Consider the following 17476-nt stretch of genomic DNA (forward strand, 5'->3'; position numbering starts at 1 on the left):
ACCCGGCCCGCGCCGGTCGTCGGCCTTCATATAGGCGCGAATGATGAAGGGACGGAATCTCTCCTTCGCGCGCCTATGCGCCCCGCTTCTCGTCCGGTCTCAGGGTCAGGACCCGCACACCGTCCTTCGTCACCGCCACCGTATGTTCGAACTGGGCCGACAGTTTTCCATCGGAGGTGACCACGGTCCAGCCGTCGTCCTCGGTCAGGACCGTGCGCACGCCCTGGTTCAGCATCGGTTCGATGGTGAAGGTCATGCCTTCGCGCAGGGTTACGCCGGTCCCGGCCTTGCCGAAATGCAGCACCTGCGGCTCTTCATGCATCTCGCGCCCGATGCCGTGCCCGCAATAGTCGCGCACCACCGAATAGCCGGCCTTCCTGGCGTATTTTTCGATGGCGAAGCCGATGTCGCCCAGTTTCGCGCCTGGGCGCACCGCCTGAATGCCCTTCCACAGGGCCTCATATGTGGTGCGCACCAGCCGCCGGGCCTGCGGTCCCACCGAGCCGATAAGATAGGTCTTGGAGGAATCGGCGATGAAGCCGTCCTTCTCCAGGGTGATGTCCAGGTTGACAATGTCGCCGCTCTTCAGGATGTCGTCCGCCAAGGGCACGCCGTGGCAGACGACCTGGTTGATCGAGCTGTTGAGCACGAAGCCATAGCCATACTGACCCTTGCTGGCCGGCCGCGCCTTTAGCTCGTCGACGATGAAGCCCTCGACCCGTCGGTCGATTTCCAGCGTGCTCAACCCCTCCAGGGTCATCGCGTCCAAATGGGTGAAGACCGAGGCCAGCCGTCGCCCCGCTTCGGCCATCAGCGCAATCTCGGCCGGCGTCTTGATCATGCGGCGGCGCCCGTCGGGACGGACGCATCGACGCCCGCCGCCCGCAACTCGCGCGCCACCAGTTCCTGGAACGTCACGCCCGGATGCGTCTCGCACAACATGCCGATCCTGATCCAGAACGCCGCCTGGGCGTTGATGGAGCGATAGGACGCCTTCGCGGCTCGACGCAGCTGCTCGTGCAGTTCGTCCTCTATGTTGACGATGCCCATAACGGTCTCGAGATATATGAAACGTATGCGCAATGTATATTTTGCGCAGAGATGGGAGGCAAGAGCCCCTTTCGTCATCCTCCGGCGCGAAGCGACCGGGGGACCCAGCGGCGCGCGTGAGCGCGAACCTGTCGCACACGCCATGCTTCAAGCATTCGCCTAGCCGACGCATCGCCTTCGGCGCCGCTGGGTCCACCGGTCTGCGCCGCAAGCGGCTTGCCGGAGGATGACGAAAAAATGATGATAGCCATCGCAATGACGCTGGTCTGAAATCAATGATTTCAACGGACTACCGATTTCTTGACGCCGTCCACCATCCCCTGTTTCCACCACGCCTATAGTCCTCGCGACCGCACTCACGCTGACGAGGAGCCCCCGATTTCAGACGAATTAGACGAATTAGACGGTGTTTTTCCCGCTCGCCGTCTGAAACCGCCCACGCGCCGTTCGCGAATGCGGATGACGTTCGCCTTCGCCCCCGCTAAAGCCATCCCATGACCGACACGCCGAAAAAGGGCTGGTTCCAGCGCCTGTCCGCTGGGCTCTCGCGCTCCTCCAAACAGATGACCGATCAGGTCGTCGCCACCTTCGTCAAGGAGCCTCTGTCCGAGGCGTCGCTGGAACAGCTGGAGGAGCATCTTCTTGAGAGCGACCTCGGCCCGGCCGCCTCGGCCCGGATCGTCGAACGCTTTCGCGGGCTGAAGTTCGGCAAGGACGCGCCCGAGCGCGAGGTCAAGGAGGCCCTGGCCGAGGCGGTCGCCGCCGAACTGTCGCCGCGCCAGGCGACCTTCGACCCCCTGTCCGGCCCCAAACCCTATGTCGTCCTGTTCGTCGGCGTGAACGGATCGGGCAAGACCACGACCCTGGGCAAGATCGCCGCCGATCTGACGGGCAAGGGCGCCAAGGTGATGATCGTCGCCGGCGACACCTTCCGCGCCGCCGCCCGTGAACAGCTGAAAGTTTGGGCCGAGCGCGCCGGCGCCGACTTCGAAAGCCGTCGCGACGGCGCCGATGCCGCGGGCCTGGCCTTCGACGCCTATACCAAGGCGCGGGCCGAAGGCTACGACGTCGTCCTGATCGACACCGCCGGCCGGCTTCAGAACAAGTCCGCCCTGATGGACGAGCTGCTCAAGATCGTCCGCGTACTGAAGAAGGTCGATCCAGAGGCGCCGCACGACACCCTGCTGGTGCTGGACGCGACGGTGGGCCGCAACGCCTTGGCTCAGGAACAGATCTTCGGCCGCACCGCCTTCGTGACCGGCGTGGTCATGACCAAGCTGGACGGCACGGCGCGCGGCGGCGTGTTGGTGCCGGTGGCCCAGGCGTCCGACGCCCCCCTGATGCTGATCGGCGTCGGCGAAGGGGTCGAGGACCTGCAACCGTTCGACGCCCGCGCCTTCTCCCGCTCGCTGGTGGGACTGGAAGACTGACATGACCGAGACGCCGAAAAAGGCTTCCAACATCCGCCAGGCCGTCGATTTCGGCGCCCTCGTGGCCTTCATGGCCGCCTATGCGATCAACCGGTTCGCGCGCGGTCTGGACGGGCAGGAAGCCCTGGTTCAGGCGACGTGGGTCCTGGTCGGCGCCTCGCTGATCGCCCTGATCGTCGGCTATGTGGTCGAGCGTCGTCTGGCGCCTCTGCCGCTGCTGACCGGCGGCTTCGCCCTGATCTTCGGCGTTCTGACCATCGTCTTCCACGATCCGAACCTGTTGAAGATCAAACTGTCGATCCAGAACGGCCTGCTGGCGGTCGTGCTGTTGGGATCGCTGCCGCTGAACCGCTATCCGTTCAAATATCTGCTGGGCGAGGCGATCCGCATCACCGACGCGGGCTGGCGCGGCCTGACCCTGCGTTACGGCCTGTATTTCGCGGCCGTCTGCATAATCAACGAGATCGTCTGGCGCACCCAGTCGGATGATGCGTGGGTCGCCTTCCGGGGCGGCCTGTGGATCGCCTCGGCCGTGTTCGGCGTCTGGCAGGTCTTCTTCATCATGAAGCACCTGATCAAGGACGACGAGCCGGCCCCCGTCTCGCCCGATACCGGGCTCTAGACGCCAAGCGGAACTGTCACGGAACCGACGCGCTTTCCCCGTCAAATCGTAAAGCAGAGCTGATACGTGTTCGGACGAAACTTCAGGGGAGCGGCGCGATGGTGAAGGCGGGAAAAGCGGCAAGGAAGGTCGGCCCCCTGGCCACCTCGCCCAGCCATCTGATGCACCGCGCCCTGCAACTCGCGCTCGACATCTATGCCGAGGAGACCGGCGCCGACGGCCTGACCCAGCGCCAGTTCGCAGTGCTGGAGGCTGTCTCGCTCAAGGCCGGCCTGACCCAGACCGAACTGGTCCGCATGACCGGCATCGACCGCTCGACCCTGGCGGATCTGGTCACGCGCATGACCAGCAAGGGCCTTCTGGAGCGGGAACGCTCGACCTTGGACGCCCGCGCCAAGGCGGTGCGTTTGTCGGCTGAAGGCGCGGCCCGGTTGGAGGCCGCCCGTCCGCTGGTTGAGGCCGCCGACAAGCGGATCATGGCCCTGCTGCCCAAGGGCCAGCGCGAGACCTTCCTCAATCAACTGGCCGATCTGGCCGCCGCCGCCGACGCCGCTCCCGACGCCGCCAAGGCCGAGGCCAAAGCCGCTAAGAAGGCGTTGAAGGCGGTCGAGAAGGAAGCCCGCAAGGCCGAGAAGGCCGCCAGAAAGGCCGACCGTCCCGCCAAGCCCGCCAAGGTCAAGAAGCCCAAGCTGAAGCTGGTGGAGCCGGCCTAGCGCGTCTTGCGCAGCCGTTTGGCGTTGGCGGTCGCCGTCTTGTGGATCGGGGCCAGCGCCTCGGCCTGGGCCTTCAGCAGTTCGCCGTTCAGGGTCATGGCCTGGGCCGCCGCCCGGCTCCACCAGCCCATGGCATAGCTGAACTGGGCCTCGGCCGCCTTGGCCGGGGTGCGGGCCTGGGCCACAGCCGCCGCCGCCCGCAGGGCATGGGCGCCCTCGTCCATCGCCACACGCCCAAGCCGCTGACCGATGGCCCCGGCGCTGGCGGCCATGGCGTCGGCGGAGGCGGACATCGCCTCGGTCTTCTCGGAGCTCATCAGCGACAGCTCCTTGAAGTCCTGCCCCTTGGCGCTGGTCAGGCCCTGCGCCATCAGCCCGGTGCGGGCCGCGATCACCTCGGCCGAGGCGGCCAGGATCTCGGCGCCGACGACGGCGGCGCTGGCGGCTGTGGGCGTCCTGCGGGTCAGAGCGACGCTCCCGGTTGGGTCTCTGCGGCGAAGGCTGTGATGTCGGCGAGCAGGGCGGGGACCGCCGCGTCGATGATCTGCTGGCCCTTCTCGGGGCTGGCCTGGGCCGGGTCCGAGCCGATCCGGCCGTCGGGGAAGCGGGCGCGATAGTCCAGTGCGTCGCGGATCGGCCCGTTTGGCGCGATCTGCGGGCTGTAGTCGGCGGTCTTGATCCGCTCGGGATAGGCGGCTTGCGTGACCGCGATCTCGGACGGGGTGGCGTGCATGCCGTGACCGGTCGGGAACAGGCGGTTGCACAGGCCATTGACGCCGGGCAGGTCCCACCAGTTCTTCAGCTTCAGGATGAAGGGCGGGCTGTCCTCGACGAAGCTCCACTCGGCGTAGATTTCCGAGATCGTCGTCTCGATGGTCGCGACGTTCCCGCCGTGACCGTTCAGGAAGTAAATCCGCTCGAACCCGTGACAGCTCAGGGACGACACCCAGTCCGTGATCGCGGCCATGAAGGTCGAGGGGCGCAAGCTGATGGTGCCGGCGAAGGCCAGGTGATGCTGGGCCATGCCGATGTTAAAGGTCGGGGCCACCATCAGGTTGGCGTCGGTCTTCTCGGCCGCGTGGGCGATGATCTCCGGGCACAGCCAGTCGGTGCCCAGAAGCCCTGTCGGTCCGTGCTGCTCGTTGGAGCCTATGGGCACGACCACCGTCCTGGACAGCGGACCGCCGTCGTTCAGTCGGGCGTCGATTTCGGGCCAGGAGGACAGGTGGATCAGCATGAAGGCGGTCTCAAGCGACAGGGTGGGACGACTGTAGCGCGCCGGGCTCAGGAAGTCTTGGCGGCCGTAGCGGGCGGATGGGCGGCCATGAAGATGCGGGCGGCCTCTCTGGCGCGGCCTGCGCGCTTGTCAGCCTCCAGCTGCGGCACGTCCAGCATGGCGCGCAGATGGCCGTGGCCCAGCACGAGGCCGGCGAACATCTCGGCCGCCTCTTCCGGATCGGCGACGTTCATCCGGCCCAACCGCGTCTGTTCCGCCAGCCAGGCGCCCAGTTCGCGCAGGCTGCGACGCGGGCCGGCCTCATAGATGGCGTGGGCGATGTCAGGCGCTTCGACCGAGACCAGGGCGACCCCGCGCATCGAGCCGACCTTGTCGCCGCTGCACACCCGGTTCAGCAGCGTCAGGGCCAGGGCCTCCAGCACCGTCTGCGGATCGCCGGCGCCGCGCAGGGGGGCGACGATATCCTCGACGCGCTTTGACGCCAGGGCCTGGGCGATCTCCAGCTTGGAGGCGAAGCGGTTATAGACCGTCTGTTTGGAGACGCCGGCCAGTTTGGCGATCTCGTCCATCTTGGCCTGCAGCCCCTTGTCGGCGAACAGGGTCGCGGCGGCGTCCAGGATCGCCTCGCTCTTTCGTTCGTCGACCTGTCCGCGACGGCGCGCCATCAGTGGACGTCCGAGGGCGGTGCGCCAGCCTGGGCCTTCACCGGCTGGGCGGCCAGCGTGACGAAGGCCGCGCCTGCGCACAGGATGGCCAGCAGGGCGAAGGCGTCGCCGAACGCCATCGTCGTCGCCTGCTTCTGCAACATCCCATAGATGGCCTTCATCGCCGAGGCGGCCGGATCGATGGAGCCGGCGAACCGCTGGGCCATGCCGGCCATCATGTTGCGCATCGCCTGGTCGCCCTGACCGATGGCGCTGGTCAGTTCGCTCATGTGCAGGGCGGTGTTGGACGTCAGGCTGGTGTTCAGGATCGCCAGGCCGAAGGCCCCGCCGACGTTGCGCGACAGGTTCACCAGCCCCGAGGCGTTCTTGACCATGTGCGGCGGCAGGGTCGCCATCGTCACCTGCTGGGACGCGATCATGGCCAGCATAACGCCGACGCCGCGGAAAGCCTGGACCGAGGCGAAGTTCCAGAAGCCCCAGTCATCGGTGACGACGCGCGCCTCCCACATGCCCCAGGCGCACAGCATGAAGCCGCCGAACATCAGCACCCGCGCATCCAGCTTGCGCACCAGTCGTCCAGCAAAGGGGCCGGTGGCGAACATGGCCAGGCCCGACACGACCATGGTGGTGCCGACCTCTGACGACGAATAACCAAGCACGCGGCCCAGGAAGAGCGGCAGCAGGAAGGTGCCGCCGAACAGGGCGAAACCGACGATGAAGGTCATGATGAAACCGACCAGGAAGTTGCGATTGCCAAAGGCGCGCAACTCAACGATCGGCTGGCGATAGGTCAGGGACCGCCAGATGAAGATCGGTCCGGCGACTGCCGCCACGACGGTCAGCAACAGGATGTGGGTGTCGTCGAACCAGTCGTTCTTGGCGCCCTCTTCCAGCACGAACTGCATCGACATCAGAAAGGCGGCCATCAGGCCCAGGCCCCACCAGTCGAAGCCCTTGGCCAGCGATGGGTCGCCCTTGTCGAAGTTGCCGTACCGCCCGACCAGGAACAGCACCAGCAGCCCCGGCCCCACGTTGATGAAGAACAGCCAGCGCCAGCTCAGCCACTCCGTCAGGTGCCCGCCCAGCGTGGGACCGACGGTTGGCGCCAGGGTGACGATCAGGCCCATGACCACGCTGGCGGTGACGCGCTTGTCGGGTGGGAAGGCGGTGAAGGCGACGGCGAAGACGGTCGGGATCATGGCCCCGCCCACGAAGCCTTGGATGGCCCGGAACAGGATCATCATGTCGATCGACGACGACAGACCTGTGGCGATGCTCATCAGCACGAAACCGGCGCAGGAGACCAGAAACAGCCGCTGCGTCCCCCACAGCCGCGACAGGAAGCCCGACAGAGGGATCATCACCACCTCGGGGATCAAATAGGCGGTCTGGATCCAGCTGATCTCGTCAGCCGAGGCGCCGACCCCCGCCTGGATCTGGGGCAGGGAAGCGGCGACGATCTGGATGTCCAGAATGGCCATGAACTGGCCCACCACCATGCCGGCGAAGCCCAGCAACAGCATGGTCCAGTTGATTTCGGGATGGCCGGCGACGGGACCCTTTTGCGCGACAGGGGCCCCGCCATCTGCGGCGGGGTTGGCGGCGGTCACTGGCCTGCGGCTCCGGTCGTCGTGGCGGCTTCGGCAAAGCTCTGGCCGCCCTGGCTCTTCAGGTCGATCTTGACGTCCACCGACAGGCCGGGACGCAGGGCCAGGCTTCGGTCTGCGCCGCTGACGACGATGCGCACGGGCACGCGCTGAGTGATCTTGGTGAAGTTGCCCGTGGCGTTCTCGACCGGGATCAGGGCGAACTCGGACCCGGTGGCGGGGGCGAAGCTGTCCACGCGGCCCTCGATCTTGCGGCCGGGGAAGGCATCGGCGGAAATCTCGACGCTCTGACCCAGGCGCACCTTGTCCAGCTGCGTCTCTTTGAAGTTGGCGACGATGTAGGTGTTGGTCAGGGGCACGACCGACAGCAGTTGCGTGCCGGCGTTGACATACTGGCCGGGCCGCACGCTGCGGGCGCCGACGACGCCGGCGACCGGAGCGCGGATGACGGTGCGCTCCAGCGCGATGCGAGCCTGATCGACGACGGCGCGGGCCTGTTCTACAGCGGCGACGCTCTGCTGGCGGGTCGAGCCCAGCACGCCGGCGGTGCGTTGTTCGGCGACCAGGGCGGCCTGGGCCTGCTGGACGCTGGCGGCGGCGGTGGCGGCCGAGGCGCGCTCGGTCTGGATGCGCTGTTGCGAGACCCAGCCCTGTTCGGCCAGCTTGCCGTAACGATCGACCTCGGCGCGGGCCAGGCCGGCCTGGGCGTTGGCCTGGGCGACGGAGGCGGCTCGGGCGGCGATGGTGGCCTGTTCCTGCTCGGCCTGGGCGTCGACATGGCCGACGGCGGCGATGGCGGCGGCCAGATTGGCCTCGGCCTGTGCCAGTTGGGCCTTCTGGTCGGAATCGTCCAGCTTGACCAGGATCTGGCCTGCCGCGACCCGCTGGTTGTCGCCCACCAAAACCTCGGTGACCCGACCGGACAGTTGCGGGCTGACCAGGGTTGTGTCCGCCTGGACGAAGGCGTTGTCGGTGCTCTCCCAACGCTGGCCGTTCACCCACCAGACGATGCCGCCCACGATCAGGGCCAGGCCGACGAGGGCGGCCGCGAATAGCGGCATGCGTTTCTTGAGTTCAGGCGACATGGAAAATCCGGGGGAGGTGCGGCGTTTTGAAGCGGCGCTAAAATGGACCCCGCCGTCCAAAAATCAATAGGCGATAGGGACGGCGCCGATCACGACCGGTTTTCGTGTATGTCCTGACGCCATGAACGCCCGCGTCTCCGCCTCCCAGCCGCTGCCGTCACAGGTCGATGTCGTGGTGATCGGCGCAGGCGCCGCCGGCATCGCCGCAGCGCGCCGTTTGCTGCGGCCCGGCCTGTCGGTTCTGGTGCTGGAGGCTCGCGACCGGATCGGCGGGCGCGCCTGGACGGTTCGGGCCGAGGGCGAACGGTTGGACATGGGGTGCGGCTGGCTGCATTCCGCCGACGACAATGTGCTGGCCGGACGGGTCGAGGCCGAGGGGCTGACGCTGGACCAGACGCCGCCGCCCTGGCGCACCCAGGCCTTTGATCACGAGATGACCCGCGCGGATCAGGCCGAGTTCGGCGAGGCCTTCGCCGCCTTCGACCAGCGGGTGACCGAGGCGGCGGCCCTCGTCCGGGCGGGTGCGGGTGAGGATCGCCCGGCGTCGGACTTCTTCGATCCCGACTGTCGCTGGAACCCGCGCATGGACGCCATCTCCGGCGCCCTGAACGGCGCACGGTTCGCCGAGGTGTCCAGCCTCGATTACGACGCCTATGGCGACACCGGCGTGAACTGGCGGGTGCGCGAGGGCTATGGCCGCCTGATCGCGCGGTTGGGCGAGGCTGTTTCGTCCATCACGGTCACGGACTGCGCCGTCAGCCGCATCGACCGTTCCGGACCGGTGCTGCGGCTGGAGACCATTCGCGGCGAGTTGACCGCGCGGATCGTCATCCTGACCGTGCCCAACAGCCTGATCGCCGGCGAGGTGATCCGCATCGATCCACCAGTTCCGGTCCTGCTCGAGGCGACGGCGGGCGTGCCGCTGGGCCTGGCGTCCAAGGTGCATATGACCGTGCGCGGCGCCGGCGATTTCCAGCCCGACACCCAGTTGTGGACCCGCACCGATACGGCCGAGACCGGCGGCTATCACCTGCGGCCCTTCGGGCGGCCGATGATCGAGGCCTATTTCGGCGCCGACCTGGCCTGGGGGCTGGAGGCGCAGGGATCGGCCGCCCTGTTCGACTTCGCCGTGTCCGAACTGGTCGCGGCCTTGGGATCGGACATGCGCCGCCGGCTGGAAGCGGTCGCAGTCAGCGGCTGGGGGGTCGATCCCTGGTCGCGCGGCGCCTATTCCCACGCCTTGCCGGGCCATGCGGCGGACCGCGCCAAGCTGCGCACGTCGGTCGAGGACCGCATTTTCCTGGCCGGCGAGGCGACCGCGCCGGTCTATTACGGCACGGCCCACGGCGCCTGGATGGAGGGCGAGCGCGCCGCCGACGCCGCCCTGACGGCCCAAGCGCTCAAGGGCCTGGGTCTTGACCCGCGTCGCCCCCGGGACGACAGCGAGGCATGAAGCCCGCAAAGGCCAGAAAGCCCGCCGCCAAGCCTGCCAAACGCCCGGCCGTGATGACCGGGGCGGCTATCCCCGTGCTGCGTTGGCCGCCCGATGAGGACCGTGTCGAGGCGATCTTCAAACGCCTGTCCGGCGTCATGCCGGAGCCCAAGACCGAGCTGGATTTCTCCAATCCCTTCACCCTGGTCGTCGCCGTCGCCCTGTCGGCCCAGGCGACGGACGTCTCGGTCAACAAGGCGACCGAGCGGCTGTTCAAGGTCGCGGACACGCCGGAGAAGATGCTGGCCCTGGGTGAGGAGGGGCTGATCCCCTACATCGCCTCCATTGGCCTGTATCGCGGCAAGGCAAGGAACGTCATCGCGCTGAGCCGCATCGTGCTGGACCAGCATGGGGGCGAGGTCCCCCTGAACCGCGCCGATCTTCAGGCCCTGCCCGGCGTGGGGCGAAAGACGGCCTCGGTGGTTCTGAACGAACTGGGGATCGAAGCGGCCATCGCCGTGGACACCCACGTCTTTCGCGTCTCGCACCGGCTGGGCTTGGCCAATGCAGGCACGCCGGACAAGGTCGAGGCCCAGTTGTTCAAGGTCGTGCCGGAGGACTGGCTGCCCAAGGCGCACCACTGGCTGATCCTGCATGGCCGCTACACCTGCACGGCGCGCAAGCCGAAATGCCTGTCCTGCATCATCGCCGACCTGTGCCCATCGCGGGCAGGCCTGATGGCGCTGGGTGAGACGGCCTAGGGGCGGGCGGGCGCGTCCGGACCGGCCGCCAGTCTGGCCGCCACGGCGTCCAGCACCCTGAGCGCGGCAGCCAAGTCGTCTTCGGACACGCCCTCGAACACCCGTTGGCGCATGGCGGCGGCGTGAACTTCGAACGCCTCCATCTCCGCGCGACCGGCCGGCTCCATCACGATCAACCAGGAGCGTCCGTCGCCGACCATCCGGCGCCGACTGACCATGCCGTCCTTCTCCAGCCGTTGAACCAGCCGGGTCAGCGACGCGCCGGACAATTCCATCCGGCTGGACAGTTCCGACAGCGTGAGGCCTTTGGGCTGGTCAACGAGATAATAGAGGACGAGCGTGGGCGCGCCGGTGTGGCCGGCGTCACGAAACTTCTCCGCGACCCAGGATTTCCATCGTCGTGCGGTCAGCATGACCTGCATCGCGACTTTGAGCTGCAAAGTCTCGCGCGAGACCTCTGCTGATTTTGATTGGTTCGGAGCCAAGACGATCTCTTCCGCCATTCAAAAAGGCGGTCTGTTCGATGGGGAGGGCGAAAACGCGAACTGATAAACGTCTAGGTTGAGCGTTAGCGTGCTAACCAAGATCGCTAATATTTTAAACGGCTTAGGTGGCATTAAGCTCCCAGATTCACCTGAGAGGTTATCTGCCGGTGCGTATTTTTAGTAAGCCGAGAGACGACAGTAAGCTTATTGAACTGCGCAGCATGTTGGCGGCGGTCGATCGCTCCCAGGCGGTGATCCAGTTCGATCTGGACGGCACGGTTCGCGACGCAAACCAGAACTTCCTGTCCGTCGTCGGCTATGCGCTCAGTGACATCGTAGGGCGGCATCACCGGATGTTCGTCGATCCAGCCGAGGCGCAGACGCCCGCCTATGCCGAGTTCTGGCGACGGCTGAACGCCGGCGAGTTCGTGGCGGACAAGTTTGTGCGCTACGGCCGGGGCGGCAAGCGTGTGGTGATCGAGGCCAGCTACAATCCCATCCTCGACGCCGCAGGCCGTCCCTACAAGGTCGTCAAGTTCGCCATGGACGTCACCGCGGTCGAGGAAGAACGGGAACGACGCGCTGAGGCGGAGCGTCAGGCCGCTCAGGTTCAGGCCGCCGTCGTCGAAGGCACGGCCAAGGGCCTGTCGGCCATGGCGGCGGGCGACCTGTCCTATCGCATCCAGGATGAGTTCCCCGGCGATTACGCCGTCCTGCGCGACAACTTCAACCAGGCCATGGGCGCTCTGGACGAGGCTGTCGGCGTGATCGGCGTCAACGCCGGATCGATGCAGTCGGGCGCGCATGAGATCAGCAGCGCCGCCGAAGACCTGTCGCGCCGCACCGAACAACAGGCCGCCAGCCTGGAGGAAACAGCCGCCGCGCTGGATCAGATCACCGCCACGGTCCGCAAGACCGCCGAGAACGCCCAGGCAGCCGACGGCGTGGTCACCCAGGGGCGCAGCCAGGCCGAGACCGGCGGCGCGGTCGTCCAGAAGGCCGTCGCCGCCATGGGCGAGATCGAACGGTCCTCCAACGAGATCAGCCAGATCATCGGCGTGATCGACGAGATCGCCTTCCAGACCAACCTCCTGGCCCTGAACGCCGGGGTCGAGGCCGCCCGTGCGGGCGAGGCCGGTCGTGGCTTCGCCGTCGTCGCGTCCGAAGTGCGGGCCCTGGCGCAGCGTTCGGCGGAATCGGCCAAGGAGATCAAGACGCTGATCTCGGCCAGTTCCAGCCAGGTCAAGGACGGGGTGGTTCTGGTGCGTCAGTCGGGCGAGGCCCTGACCGGCATTGCGGGGCGGATCGAAGAGATCACGACCCTGATGAGCGAGATCCGCGCCTCGACCCAGGAACAGGCGGTGGGTCTGGCCGAGGTCAACACCGCCGTGAACCAGATGGATCAGGTCACTCAACAGAACGCGGCCATGGTCGAGCAGTCGACCGCCGCCAGCCTGAGCCTGAGCCGCGAAGCCGCCGAACTGGCCGAACTCGTCGGCCGCTTCGAGACCAGCCAGGTCGCGGCGGCCCCGTCGCCGATCCACAAGGCTCCTATCCAGCAGATGAAGGCCCGGGTCGAGAGCTTCGCCCGCGCCCACGCCGCCCCTGCCCGCGCGCGTATGGCGGCCGGCAGCGGTGGGCGGGCGGCTGCGGCCGCTGTTCAGTCGGACTGGGAAGAGTTCTGATGACGAACCGTGCGCCAGGCCAGCGTGAACTGGTCGGCTTCCGAGTCGGGGACCAGGCCTTCTGCATCGACATCACCTCGGTGCTGGAGATCCGGGGCTGGACAGCGACCACGCCGCTCCCCGGCGCGCCGGCCTATATGAAGGGCGTGGTCAATCTGCGCGGGACGGTGCTGCCGATCATCGATTTGGCGGTCAGGCTGGGCCTGCCCACGACCGAGCCGTCCGCGCGCAATGCCATCGTCGTCGTCCGCTCCGGCGAACGCACCGTCGGCCTGCTGGTCGAAGGCGTGTCGGACATCATGCAGTTGGACGATGCGGCGCGGCAGGATCCGCCGAACATGGGCGAAGCTCAGGGCGCTGGCGTCGTCTCCGGCGTCTTCGCCGTCGACAGCGCCTTGATCAGCCTGCTCCACCTGGACAATCTGCTGCCGCCCGTGCGCGAGGCGGCTTAAGGCTCAAGCCGCGCCTTGACGGCCCCGGCGAAGCCGGCGCCGTTCGCGGGGTCGTGGTCCAGATAGAAGTCCGGTTCGATCAGTTCGGCCTCCATCAGCACCCATCGACCGGCGTCGTCGCGGGCCATGTCGATGCGGGCATAGAGCAGCGGTTCGTCGATGGCGGCCAGCACCTGCTCAGCCAAGGCCATCGCGGCCGCGTCCGGCGCCACCGCCCTGTAGAGGCCGCCGAACTGGACCTGGATGCGGAAGTCGCCCGCCACCGGCCGCTTGTTGACCGCATGGCTGAACCGATCGCCGAAAAACAGCAGCGAGGTCTCGCCCTCGGTCTCGATCGACTTCAGATAGGGCTGGATCATCGCCGCGCCCTCGGGCGCATCGCTCAACACCTCGCCCGGCGTCAGGCGCAGGGTGCGAAACGCCCCGGCCGACACCGTGGGTTTGACGATCAGCACCGACGCGCCCGTCTCGGCGAAGGCGGCGTCCACCTGATCCTGGTTCACGCCGTCGGTCCATCGCGTCGGCGGGATCGGCACGCCCCTGTCCGCCAGACGCGCCAGATAGGACTTGTCCGAGTTCCAGCGCAGAACCTGCGCCGGATTGGCGACCGGCAGCCCCTCTTCGGTCCAGGTCGCGCAGGCCTTCAGCCAGCGCCCATGGTCGCGGTGATACCCCCAGGCGATGACCGGCAGGATCAGGTCATAGGCCGCGAGGCCCGACACATCCTCGACATGACCGGTCCAGGGCGTTGCCGTGACCATCGTGCCCGTGCTCTCCAGCGTCGCCTTCAACCGTTCCAGTACCTCGGGCCAGCGGCCGACATAGGTCTTGTCGGCGGGATCGGGGGTCAGGACAGCGATCTGGGTCATGCGGTCCTCATACCGAAGCGACACGGAGGATATAAGGGCTTCCTTATATGATTTCGGGTGACGTGCGGGCGTTGACCGGCTAAGGCGCGACCATGACCCAGAACACCGCCCAATATGACGTCTGCGCCGTCGGCAACGCCATCGTCGATGTCCTCAGCCCCTGCGACGCCGCCTTCCTGACGGCCCAGGACCTGGCGCCCAACTCCATGCAGCTGGTCGACGCCGAACGCAGCGCCGCCCTGTATGACGCCATGGCGCCGGGCGTAGAGGCCTCGGGCGGTTCGGCAGGCAACACCGTGGCGGGCGTCGGCTCGTTCGGCGGCCGCGCGGCCTATATCGGCAAGGTCGCCGACGATACGCTGGGCCAGGTCTTCAGCCACGACATCCGCGCCGCCAGCGTTCACTTCGACACCCCGGTTCTGACGGGCGGGGCGGATCAGGGCTTCGGCACCGGCCGCTGCCTGATCAACGTCCTGTCGGACGGCGCGCGCACCATGGCGACCTTCCTGGGCGCCGCAAACCAGCTGTATGCCGACGACATCGACGAGGCCCTGATCGGCGCCAGTGAGATCGTCTATCTGGAAGGCTATCTGTTCGATCCGGCGCCCGCCCGCGCCGCCTTCGAACGCGCCGCCGCCGCCGCGCACAAGGCCGGCCGCAAGGTGGCCATCACCCTGTCGGACACCTTCGTCGTCGCCCGCTGGCGCGCCGAACTTCTGGACTTCATCACCCAGTCCGCCGACATTGTCCTGGCCAACGAGGCCGAACTGGGCGCCCTGTTCGAGACCGAAGACTTCGACGCCGCCGCCGCGAAACTGGCCGCCATCGTCGAGATCGCCGCCGTCACGCGCGGCGAGCACGGCTCGGTCGTGATCAAGGGCGACGAGCGCGTCGTGGTCGCCGCCTATCCGGTCGCCAAGGTGATCGACACCACCGGCGCCGGCGACCAGTACGCCGCCGGCTTCCTGCTGGGCCTTGCGCGCGGCCTGACGCTGGAAGAGGCCGGCAAGCTGGGCTCGCTGGCGGCGTCCGAAGTCATCGCCCACTGGGGCCCGCGCCCGATGGTGAAGCTGGTCGACCTGGCTAAGGAGAACGGGCTGAAGCTCTAACGATACAGTCTCCTTCCCCGTCTTGATGGGGAGAAGACGTTCGTCTTCAGCTTTTCCACCTCAGCGTCACAGGCTGGATCGGATTGACGAACGGCCTATCCTCCGCCCGGCTCTTCGCCCATTCGCGCTTCAGCTGCTGATACCATTTGGCCTGTTTGTCGGCGTCGTCGATCCAGATCAGGGCGGGGTCGTAGCGCAGGCCTTCGTTCTGCAGGTTCACCATGCCGCCGTCCTGTTTCAGGAAGGCGACGACCCCCATCCGCAAGAAGGGCTTGGCCAGGCCGAATACCCAGTGGTCGGACCAGAAGATCTGGGTGATCCGCGTTTTGGTATCGGTGATCGGCGTCAGGCAGGTCAGGGCCAGGACCTGTTTTTCGCCGACCTGAATGTGCTCCCAGCGGAAGCCCGGCAGGCGGAAGGTGATCTCGGTCGCGGGCGCGCCGCCCAGGATCTTGTAGAGGCGGCTGTTCGACGAGGGGGCGTGGCGCACCATGGCCCAGCCGAACGCGGTCGGGGCGAAGGCCTTGGACTTTTCGTGCATCGAATGTTCGGATCGCCACCACCATTGCTGGTGGACATAGGGGCCGTGGGCGGGGTCCATCAGGCCGACGACGGCGTGGTCGATATGGCTGTCGAAATCCATCGCCTCGACCAGCTTGGCCTCGCCGCCGACCACGCCGGGGAAGAGCGGCGGCTCATGGTCCGGCTCCATCGGATTGCGGGCGTCCGACGCCATCCAGACGAAGACGATCCCTTGGCTCTCGCGCACCGGATAGGACCGCACGCGAATGCGGTTCGCCTCGAACGCCTGATCCTCGACCAGTGAAGGAATGGCGGCGCAGACGCCGTCGGGCCAGAAGCGCCAGCCGTGATAGGGGCATTCGACCGTCTCGCCCTCGCCAGGCTTTTCGACCAATTTCCCCGCCGACAGGGGCGCGGCGCGGTGGGGACAGATGTCGCGCATCGCATAGACCTGGCCCGCGCGGGTGCGGCCGATCAGCACCGGCTCGCCCATAATCTCGTAGCGTTTCAGACTGGCCGGGGCGACGTCGCGGCCCAGGGCGACGAAATACCAGGCGTCGGTGACGAAGCCCTTGCCGAAAGGCTGCGCGCCGGCTTTCGACGGGGCGGGTTCGACATGGGGGGACTGGACGGGAGCGGCGTCGGCGGGCTTCATGCCGACTGTCTAACAGAGCCGCGCGGCGCCTGTCTCATGTCACCTGACAGAGAACTTTACATATCAAAGTTGGTTCGGCATAAGCGGCCGTCAAAGGGGAGTTTGATCATGACCATCGCATCCATTCTGAACCGCACCGTCGGCGCCGCAGCGGCGGCCGCCATGCTGTGTGTCGCCCCGGCCGCCCTGGCGCAGGACGGGCATGGCGCCCATGCCGATGCGGGTCACGCCCACGGACATTCGCACGCCGACTTCCAGTCCGACCGCATCCACGTTCGCGTGGACGGAGACATGGATGGACGCGACATCATCCTGATCCCCGGCCTCAGCTCGTCGCCGGAGGTCTGGCAGGGGACGGTGGATCATCTGACGGCGCAGGACGGCGTGGGCTGGCGTGTACACCGCATCCACGTCCAGGGCTTCGCCGGCGCGCCGGTCGAGGGCAATGCGCAAGGCGCGACGCCGTCGCCGGTCGCCGCGCCGGTGGCGGAAGAGATCGCCCGCTACATCCGTGAAAAGGGCCTGACCAAGCCGGTCGTGGTCGGCCATTCGATGGGCGGCACCATCGGCATGATGCTGGCCGCGCGTCATCCTGATGCGGTCGGCAAGCTGATGGTCGTAGACATGATCCCCTTCATGGGCGCGATGTTCGCCGCGCCCGGCGCCTCGGCCGAAAGCGTGACGCCGGTCGCGGACCAGATCTGGGCCGCCCAGGCCAACAGCCCGCGCGAGGCCTATGTCGCCCAGGCGACCGCCAGCATCAACGGCATGATCAACACCGAAAGCCGCCGCGCCGAGGCGTTGGAAGATATGCGCGAAAGCGACCAGAAGGTCTCGGCCGCCGCCTTCCGCGAGCTGATCACGACGGACCTGCGTCCCGAACTGTCCAAGATCACCGCCCCGACCGAGGTGCTGTACGTCAAGTTCAACGATCCGCGCATGACGCCCCAGATCACCGACAGCATCTATCGGATGTCCTTCGCCAATCTGAAGGACGCCCAGCTGAAGCGGATCGACGACAGCGCCCACTTCATTATGTTCGACCAGCCCCAGGCCTTCTACGCCGACCTGGACGCCTTCCTGGCGAAATAGGTGCC

Annotated in this window: 19 protein-coding genes; 9 read left to right on the forward strand and 10 right to left on the reverse strand. The window is 67.2% G+C overall.

Features of this window, described 5'->3' with window-relative positions; translation table 11 throughout:
* Positions 1-73 precede the first annotated feature (73 nt).
* A complete protein-coding gene (gene map / locus A4249_RS14945; RefSeq protein WP_066554082.1) occupies positions 74-841 on the reverse strand; it encodes a type I methionyl aminopeptidase in 768 nt (255 codons plus the stop codon).
* Positions 838-1050 (reverse strand): ParD-like family protein, encoded by a 213-nt coding sequence (locus A4249_RS14950; protein ID WP_055754535.1) that lies wholly within the window; start codon positions 1048-1050, stop codon positions 838-840. The genes map and A4249_RS14950 overlap by 4 nt, the downstream gene beginning before the upstream one ends.
* Positions 1051-1544: 494 nt before the next feature.
* Between A4249_RS14950 and ftsY the strand changes: the two genes are divergently transcribed.
* The 3 genes from ftsY to A4249_RS14965 all read left to right on the forward strand — a co-directional run bounded on the left by ftsY (position 1545) and on the right by A4249_RS14965 (position 3815).
* Positions 1545-2480, forward strand: coding sequence for a signal recognition particle-docking protein FtsY (gene ftsY / locus A4249_RS14955; RefSeq protein ID WP_066554085.1), 936 nt, complete (start codon positions 1545-1547; stop codon positions 2478-2480).
* A 1-nt stretch (position 2481) separates the two neighbouring features.
* Positions 2482-3102, forward strand: a complete 621-nt coding sequence (locus tag A4249_RS14960; RefSeq protein WP_066554088.1) for an inner membrane-spanning protein YciB — start codon at positions 2482-2484, stop codon at positions 3100-3102.
* A gap of 98 nt (positions 3103-3200) precedes the next feature.
* On the forward strand, positions 3201-3815 hold the full coding sequence (locus tag A4249_RS14965; protein WP_066554090.1) for a MarR family winged helix-turn-helix transcriptional regulator: 615 nt from the start codon (positions 3201-3203) through the stop codon (positions 3813-3815).
* On the opposite strand, the gene A4249_RS14970 is transcribed toward A4249_RS14965, so the two are convergent.
* The 5 genes from A4249_RS14970 to A4249_RS14990 form a co-directional block, all read right to left on the reverse strand.
* Positions 3812-4210: a phasin family protein gene (locus A4249_RS14970; protein ID WP_082854193.1), complete on the reverse strand. Its 399-nt coding sequence runs from the start codon at positions 4208-4210 to the stop codon at positions 3812-3814. The two genes, A4249_RS14965 and A4249_RS14970, sit on opposite strands and share 4 nt — an antisense overlap.
* 68 nt (positions 4211-4278) lie before the next feature.
* Positions 4279-5052 (reverse strand): creatininase family protein, encoded by a 774-nt coding sequence (locus A4249_RS14975; protein WP_066554091.1) that lies wholly within the window; start codon positions 5050-5052, stop codon positions 4279-4281.
* A gap of 47 nt (positions 5053-5099) precedes the next feature.
* Entirely contained in the window at positions 5100-5717 is a 618-nt protein-coding gene (locus A4249_RS14980) for a TetR/AcrR family transcriptional regulator (protein WP_066554093.1), read from the reverse strand.
* Positions 5717-7327, reverse strand: coding sequence for a DHA2 family efflux MFS transporter permease subunit (locus A4249_RS14985; protein WP_055754527.1), 1611 nt, complete (start codon positions 7325-7327; stop codon positions 5717-5719). The genes A4249_RS14980 and A4249_RS14985 overlap by 1 nt, the downstream gene beginning before the upstream one ends.
* A complete protein-coding gene (locus tag A4249_RS14990) occupies positions 7324-8409 on the reverse strand; it encodes an HlyD family secretion protein (RefSeq protein ID WP_066554095.1) in 1086 nt (361 codons plus the stop codon). The genes A4249_RS14985 and A4249_RS14990 overlap by 4 nt, the downstream gene beginning before the upstream one ends.
* A 121-nt stretch (positions 8410-8530) precedes the next feature.
* Between A4249_RS14990 and A4249_RS14995 the strand changes: the two genes are divergently transcribed.
* Both A4249_RS14995 and nth read left to right on the forward strand, forming a co-directional pair.
* Positions 8531-9862 carry a flavin monoamine oxidase family protein gene (locus A4249_RS14995; RefSeq protein WP_066554097.1) on the forward strand — a complete coding sequence of 444 codons (1332 nt, stop codon included), beginning with the start codon at positions 8531-8533 and terminating at the stop codon, positions 9860-9862.
* Complete coding sequence (nth, locus tag A4249_RS15000) at positions 9859-10602, forward strand: endonuclease III (RefSeq protein ID WP_066554098.1); 744 nt, start codon at positions 9859-9861, stop codon at positions 10600-10602. Before A4249_RS14995 ends, nth begins: the two co-directional genes overlap by 4 nt.
* Here nth and A4249_RS15005 read toward each other — a convergent pair.
* A complete protein-coding gene (locus tag A4249_RS15005) occupies positions 10599-11105 on the reverse strand; it encodes a MarR family winged helix-turn-helix transcriptional regulator (RefSeq protein WP_066554100.1) in 507 nt (168 codons plus the stop codon). The two genes, nth and A4249_RS15005, sit on opposite strands and share 4 nt — an antisense overlap.
* 203 nt (positions 11106-11308) lie before the next feature.
* Here A4249_RS15005 and A4249_RS15010 point away from each other — a divergent pair, with 203 nt between their 5' ends.
* Both A4249_RS15010 and A4249_RS15015 read left to right on the forward strand, forming a co-directional pair.
* Positions 11309-12772, forward strand: a complete 1464-nt coding sequence (locus tag A4249_RS15010) for a methyl-accepting chemotaxis protein (RefSeq protein WP_197458405.1) — start codon at positions 11309-11311, stop codon at positions 12770-12772.
* On the forward strand, positions 12772-13224 hold the full coding sequence (locus A4249_RS15015; RefSeq protein ID WP_066554104.1) for a chemotaxis protein CheW: 453 nt from the start codon (positions 12772-12774) through the stop codon (positions 13222-13224). The genes A4249_RS15010 and A4249_RS15015 overlap by 1 nt, the downstream gene beginning before the upstream one ends.
* On the opposite strand, the gene A4249_RS15020 is transcribed toward A4249_RS15015, so the two are convergent.
* Positions 13221-14093, reverse strand: a complete 873-nt coding sequence (locus tag A4249_RS15020) for an ATP-grasp domain-containing protein (RefSeq protein WP_066554106.1) — start codon at positions 14091-14093, stop codon at positions 13221-13223. The two genes, A4249_RS15015 and A4249_RS15020, sit on opposite strands and share 4 nt — an antisense overlap.
* Positions 14094-14185: 92 nt before the next feature.
* Here A4249_RS15020 and A4249_RS15025 point away from each other — a divergent pair, with 92 nt between their 5' ends.
* Positions 14186-15202 carry an adenosine kinase gene (locus A4249_RS15025; RefSeq protein WP_066554118.1) on the forward strand — a complete coding sequence of 339 codons (1017 nt, stop codon included), beginning with the start codon at positions 14186-14188 and terminating at the stop codon, positions 15200-15202.
* Positions 15203-15248: 46 nt separating this feature from the next.
* Here A4249_RS15025 and A4249_RS15030 read toward each other — a convergent pair whose 3' ends face one another.
* Positions 15249-16379 (reverse strand): aromatic ring-hydroxylating oxygenase subunit alpha, encoded by a 1131-nt coding sequence (locus A4249_RS15030; protein ID WP_066554120.1) that lies wholly within the window; start codon positions 16377-16379, stop codon positions 15249-15251.
* 108 nt (positions 16380-16487) lie between these two features.
* Between A4249_RS15030 and A4249_RS15035 the strand changes: the two genes are divergently transcribed.
* Positions 16488-17471 (forward strand): alpha/beta fold hydrolase, encoded by a 984-nt coding sequence (locus A4249_RS15035; RefSeq protein WP_066554122.1) that lies wholly within the window; start codon positions 16488-16490, stop codon positions 17469-17471.
* Positions 17472-17476: the final 5 nt, after the last annotated feature.

The sequence above is a fragment of the Brevundimonas sp. GW460-12-10-14-LB2 genome (assembly GCF_001636925.1).
Classification (GTDB): domain Bacteria; phylum Pseudomonadota; class Alphaproteobacteria; order Caulobacterales; family Caulobacteraceae; genus Brevundimonas; species Brevundimonas vesicularis.

What these genes read in the sequence shown, in the direction of transcription:
- map (WP_066554082.1), bottom strand. Translation starts at nt 841, where the DNA reads ATGATCAAGACGCCGGCCGAGATTGCGCTGATGGCCGAAGCGGGGCGA.
- A4249_RS14950 (WP_055754535.1), bottom strand. Translation starts at nt 1,050, where the DNA reads ATGGGCATCGTCAACATAGAGGACGAACTGCACGAGCAGCTGCGTCGA.
- ftsY (WP_066554085.1), top strand. Translation starts at nt 1,545, where the DNA reads ATGACCGACACGCCGAAAAAGGGCTGGTTCCAGCGCCTGTCCGCTGGG.
- A4249_RS14960 (WP_066554088.1), top strand. Translation starts at nt 2,482, where the DNA reads ATGACCGAGACGCCGAAAAAGGCTTCCAACATCCGCCAGGCCGTCGAT.
- A4249_RS14965 (WP_066554090.1), top strand. Translation starts at nt 3,201, where the DNA reads ATGGTGAAGGCGGGAAAAGCGGCAAGGAAGGTCGGCCCCCTGGCCACC.
- A4249_RS14975 (WP_066554091.1), bottom strand. Translation starts at nt 5,052, where the DNA reads ATGCTGATCCACCTGTCCTCCTGGCCCGAAATCGACGCCCGACTGAAC.
- A4249_RS14980 (WP_066554093.1), bottom strand. Translation starts at nt 5,717, where the DNA reads ATGGCGCGCCGTCGCGGACAGGTCGACGAACGAAAGAGCGAGGCGATC.
- A4249_RS14990 (WP_066554095.1), bottom strand. Translation starts at nt 8,409, where the DNA reads ATGTCGCCTGAACTCAAGAAACGCATGCCGCTATTCGCGGCCGCCCTC.
- A4249_RS14995 (WP_066554097.1), top strand. Translation starts at nt 8,531, where the DNA reads ATGAACGCCCGCGTCTCCGCCTCCCAGCCGCTGCCGTCACAGGTCGAT.
- nth (WP_066554098.1), top strand. Translation starts at nt 9,859, where the DNA reads ATGAAGCCCGCAAAGGCCAGAAAGCCCGCCGCCAAGCCTGCCAAACGC.
- A4249_RS15005 (WP_066554100.1), bottom strand. Translation starts at nt 11,105, where the DNA reads ATGGCGGAAGAGATCGTCTTGGCTCCGAACCAATCAAAATCAGCAGAG.
- A4249_RS15010 (WP_197458405.1), top strand. Translation starts at nt 11,309, where the DNA reads ATGTTGGCGGCGGTCGATCGCTCCCAGGCGGTGATCCAGTTCGATCTG.
- A4249_RS15015 (WP_066554104.1), top strand. Translation starts at nt 12,772, where the DNA reads ATGACGAACCGTGCGCCAGGCCAGCGTGAACTGGTCGGCTTCCGAGTC.
- A4249_RS15020 (WP_066554106.1), bottom strand. Translation starts at nt 14,093, where the DNA reads ATGACCCAGATCGCTGTCCTGACCCCCGATCCCGCCGACAAGACCTAT.
- A4249_RS15025 (WP_066554118.1), top strand. Translation starts at nt 14,186, where the DNA reads ATGACCCAGAACACCGCCCAATATGACGTCTGCGCCGTCGGCAACGCC.
- A4249_RS15030 (WP_066554120.1), bottom strand. Translation starts at nt 16,379, where the DNA reads ATGAAGCCCGCCGACGCCGCTCCCGTCCAGTCCCCCCATGTCGAACCC.
- A4249_RS15035 (WP_066554122.1), top strand. Translation starts at nt 16,488, where the DNA reads ATGACCATCGCATCCATTCTGAACCGCACCGTCGGCGCCGCAGCGGCG.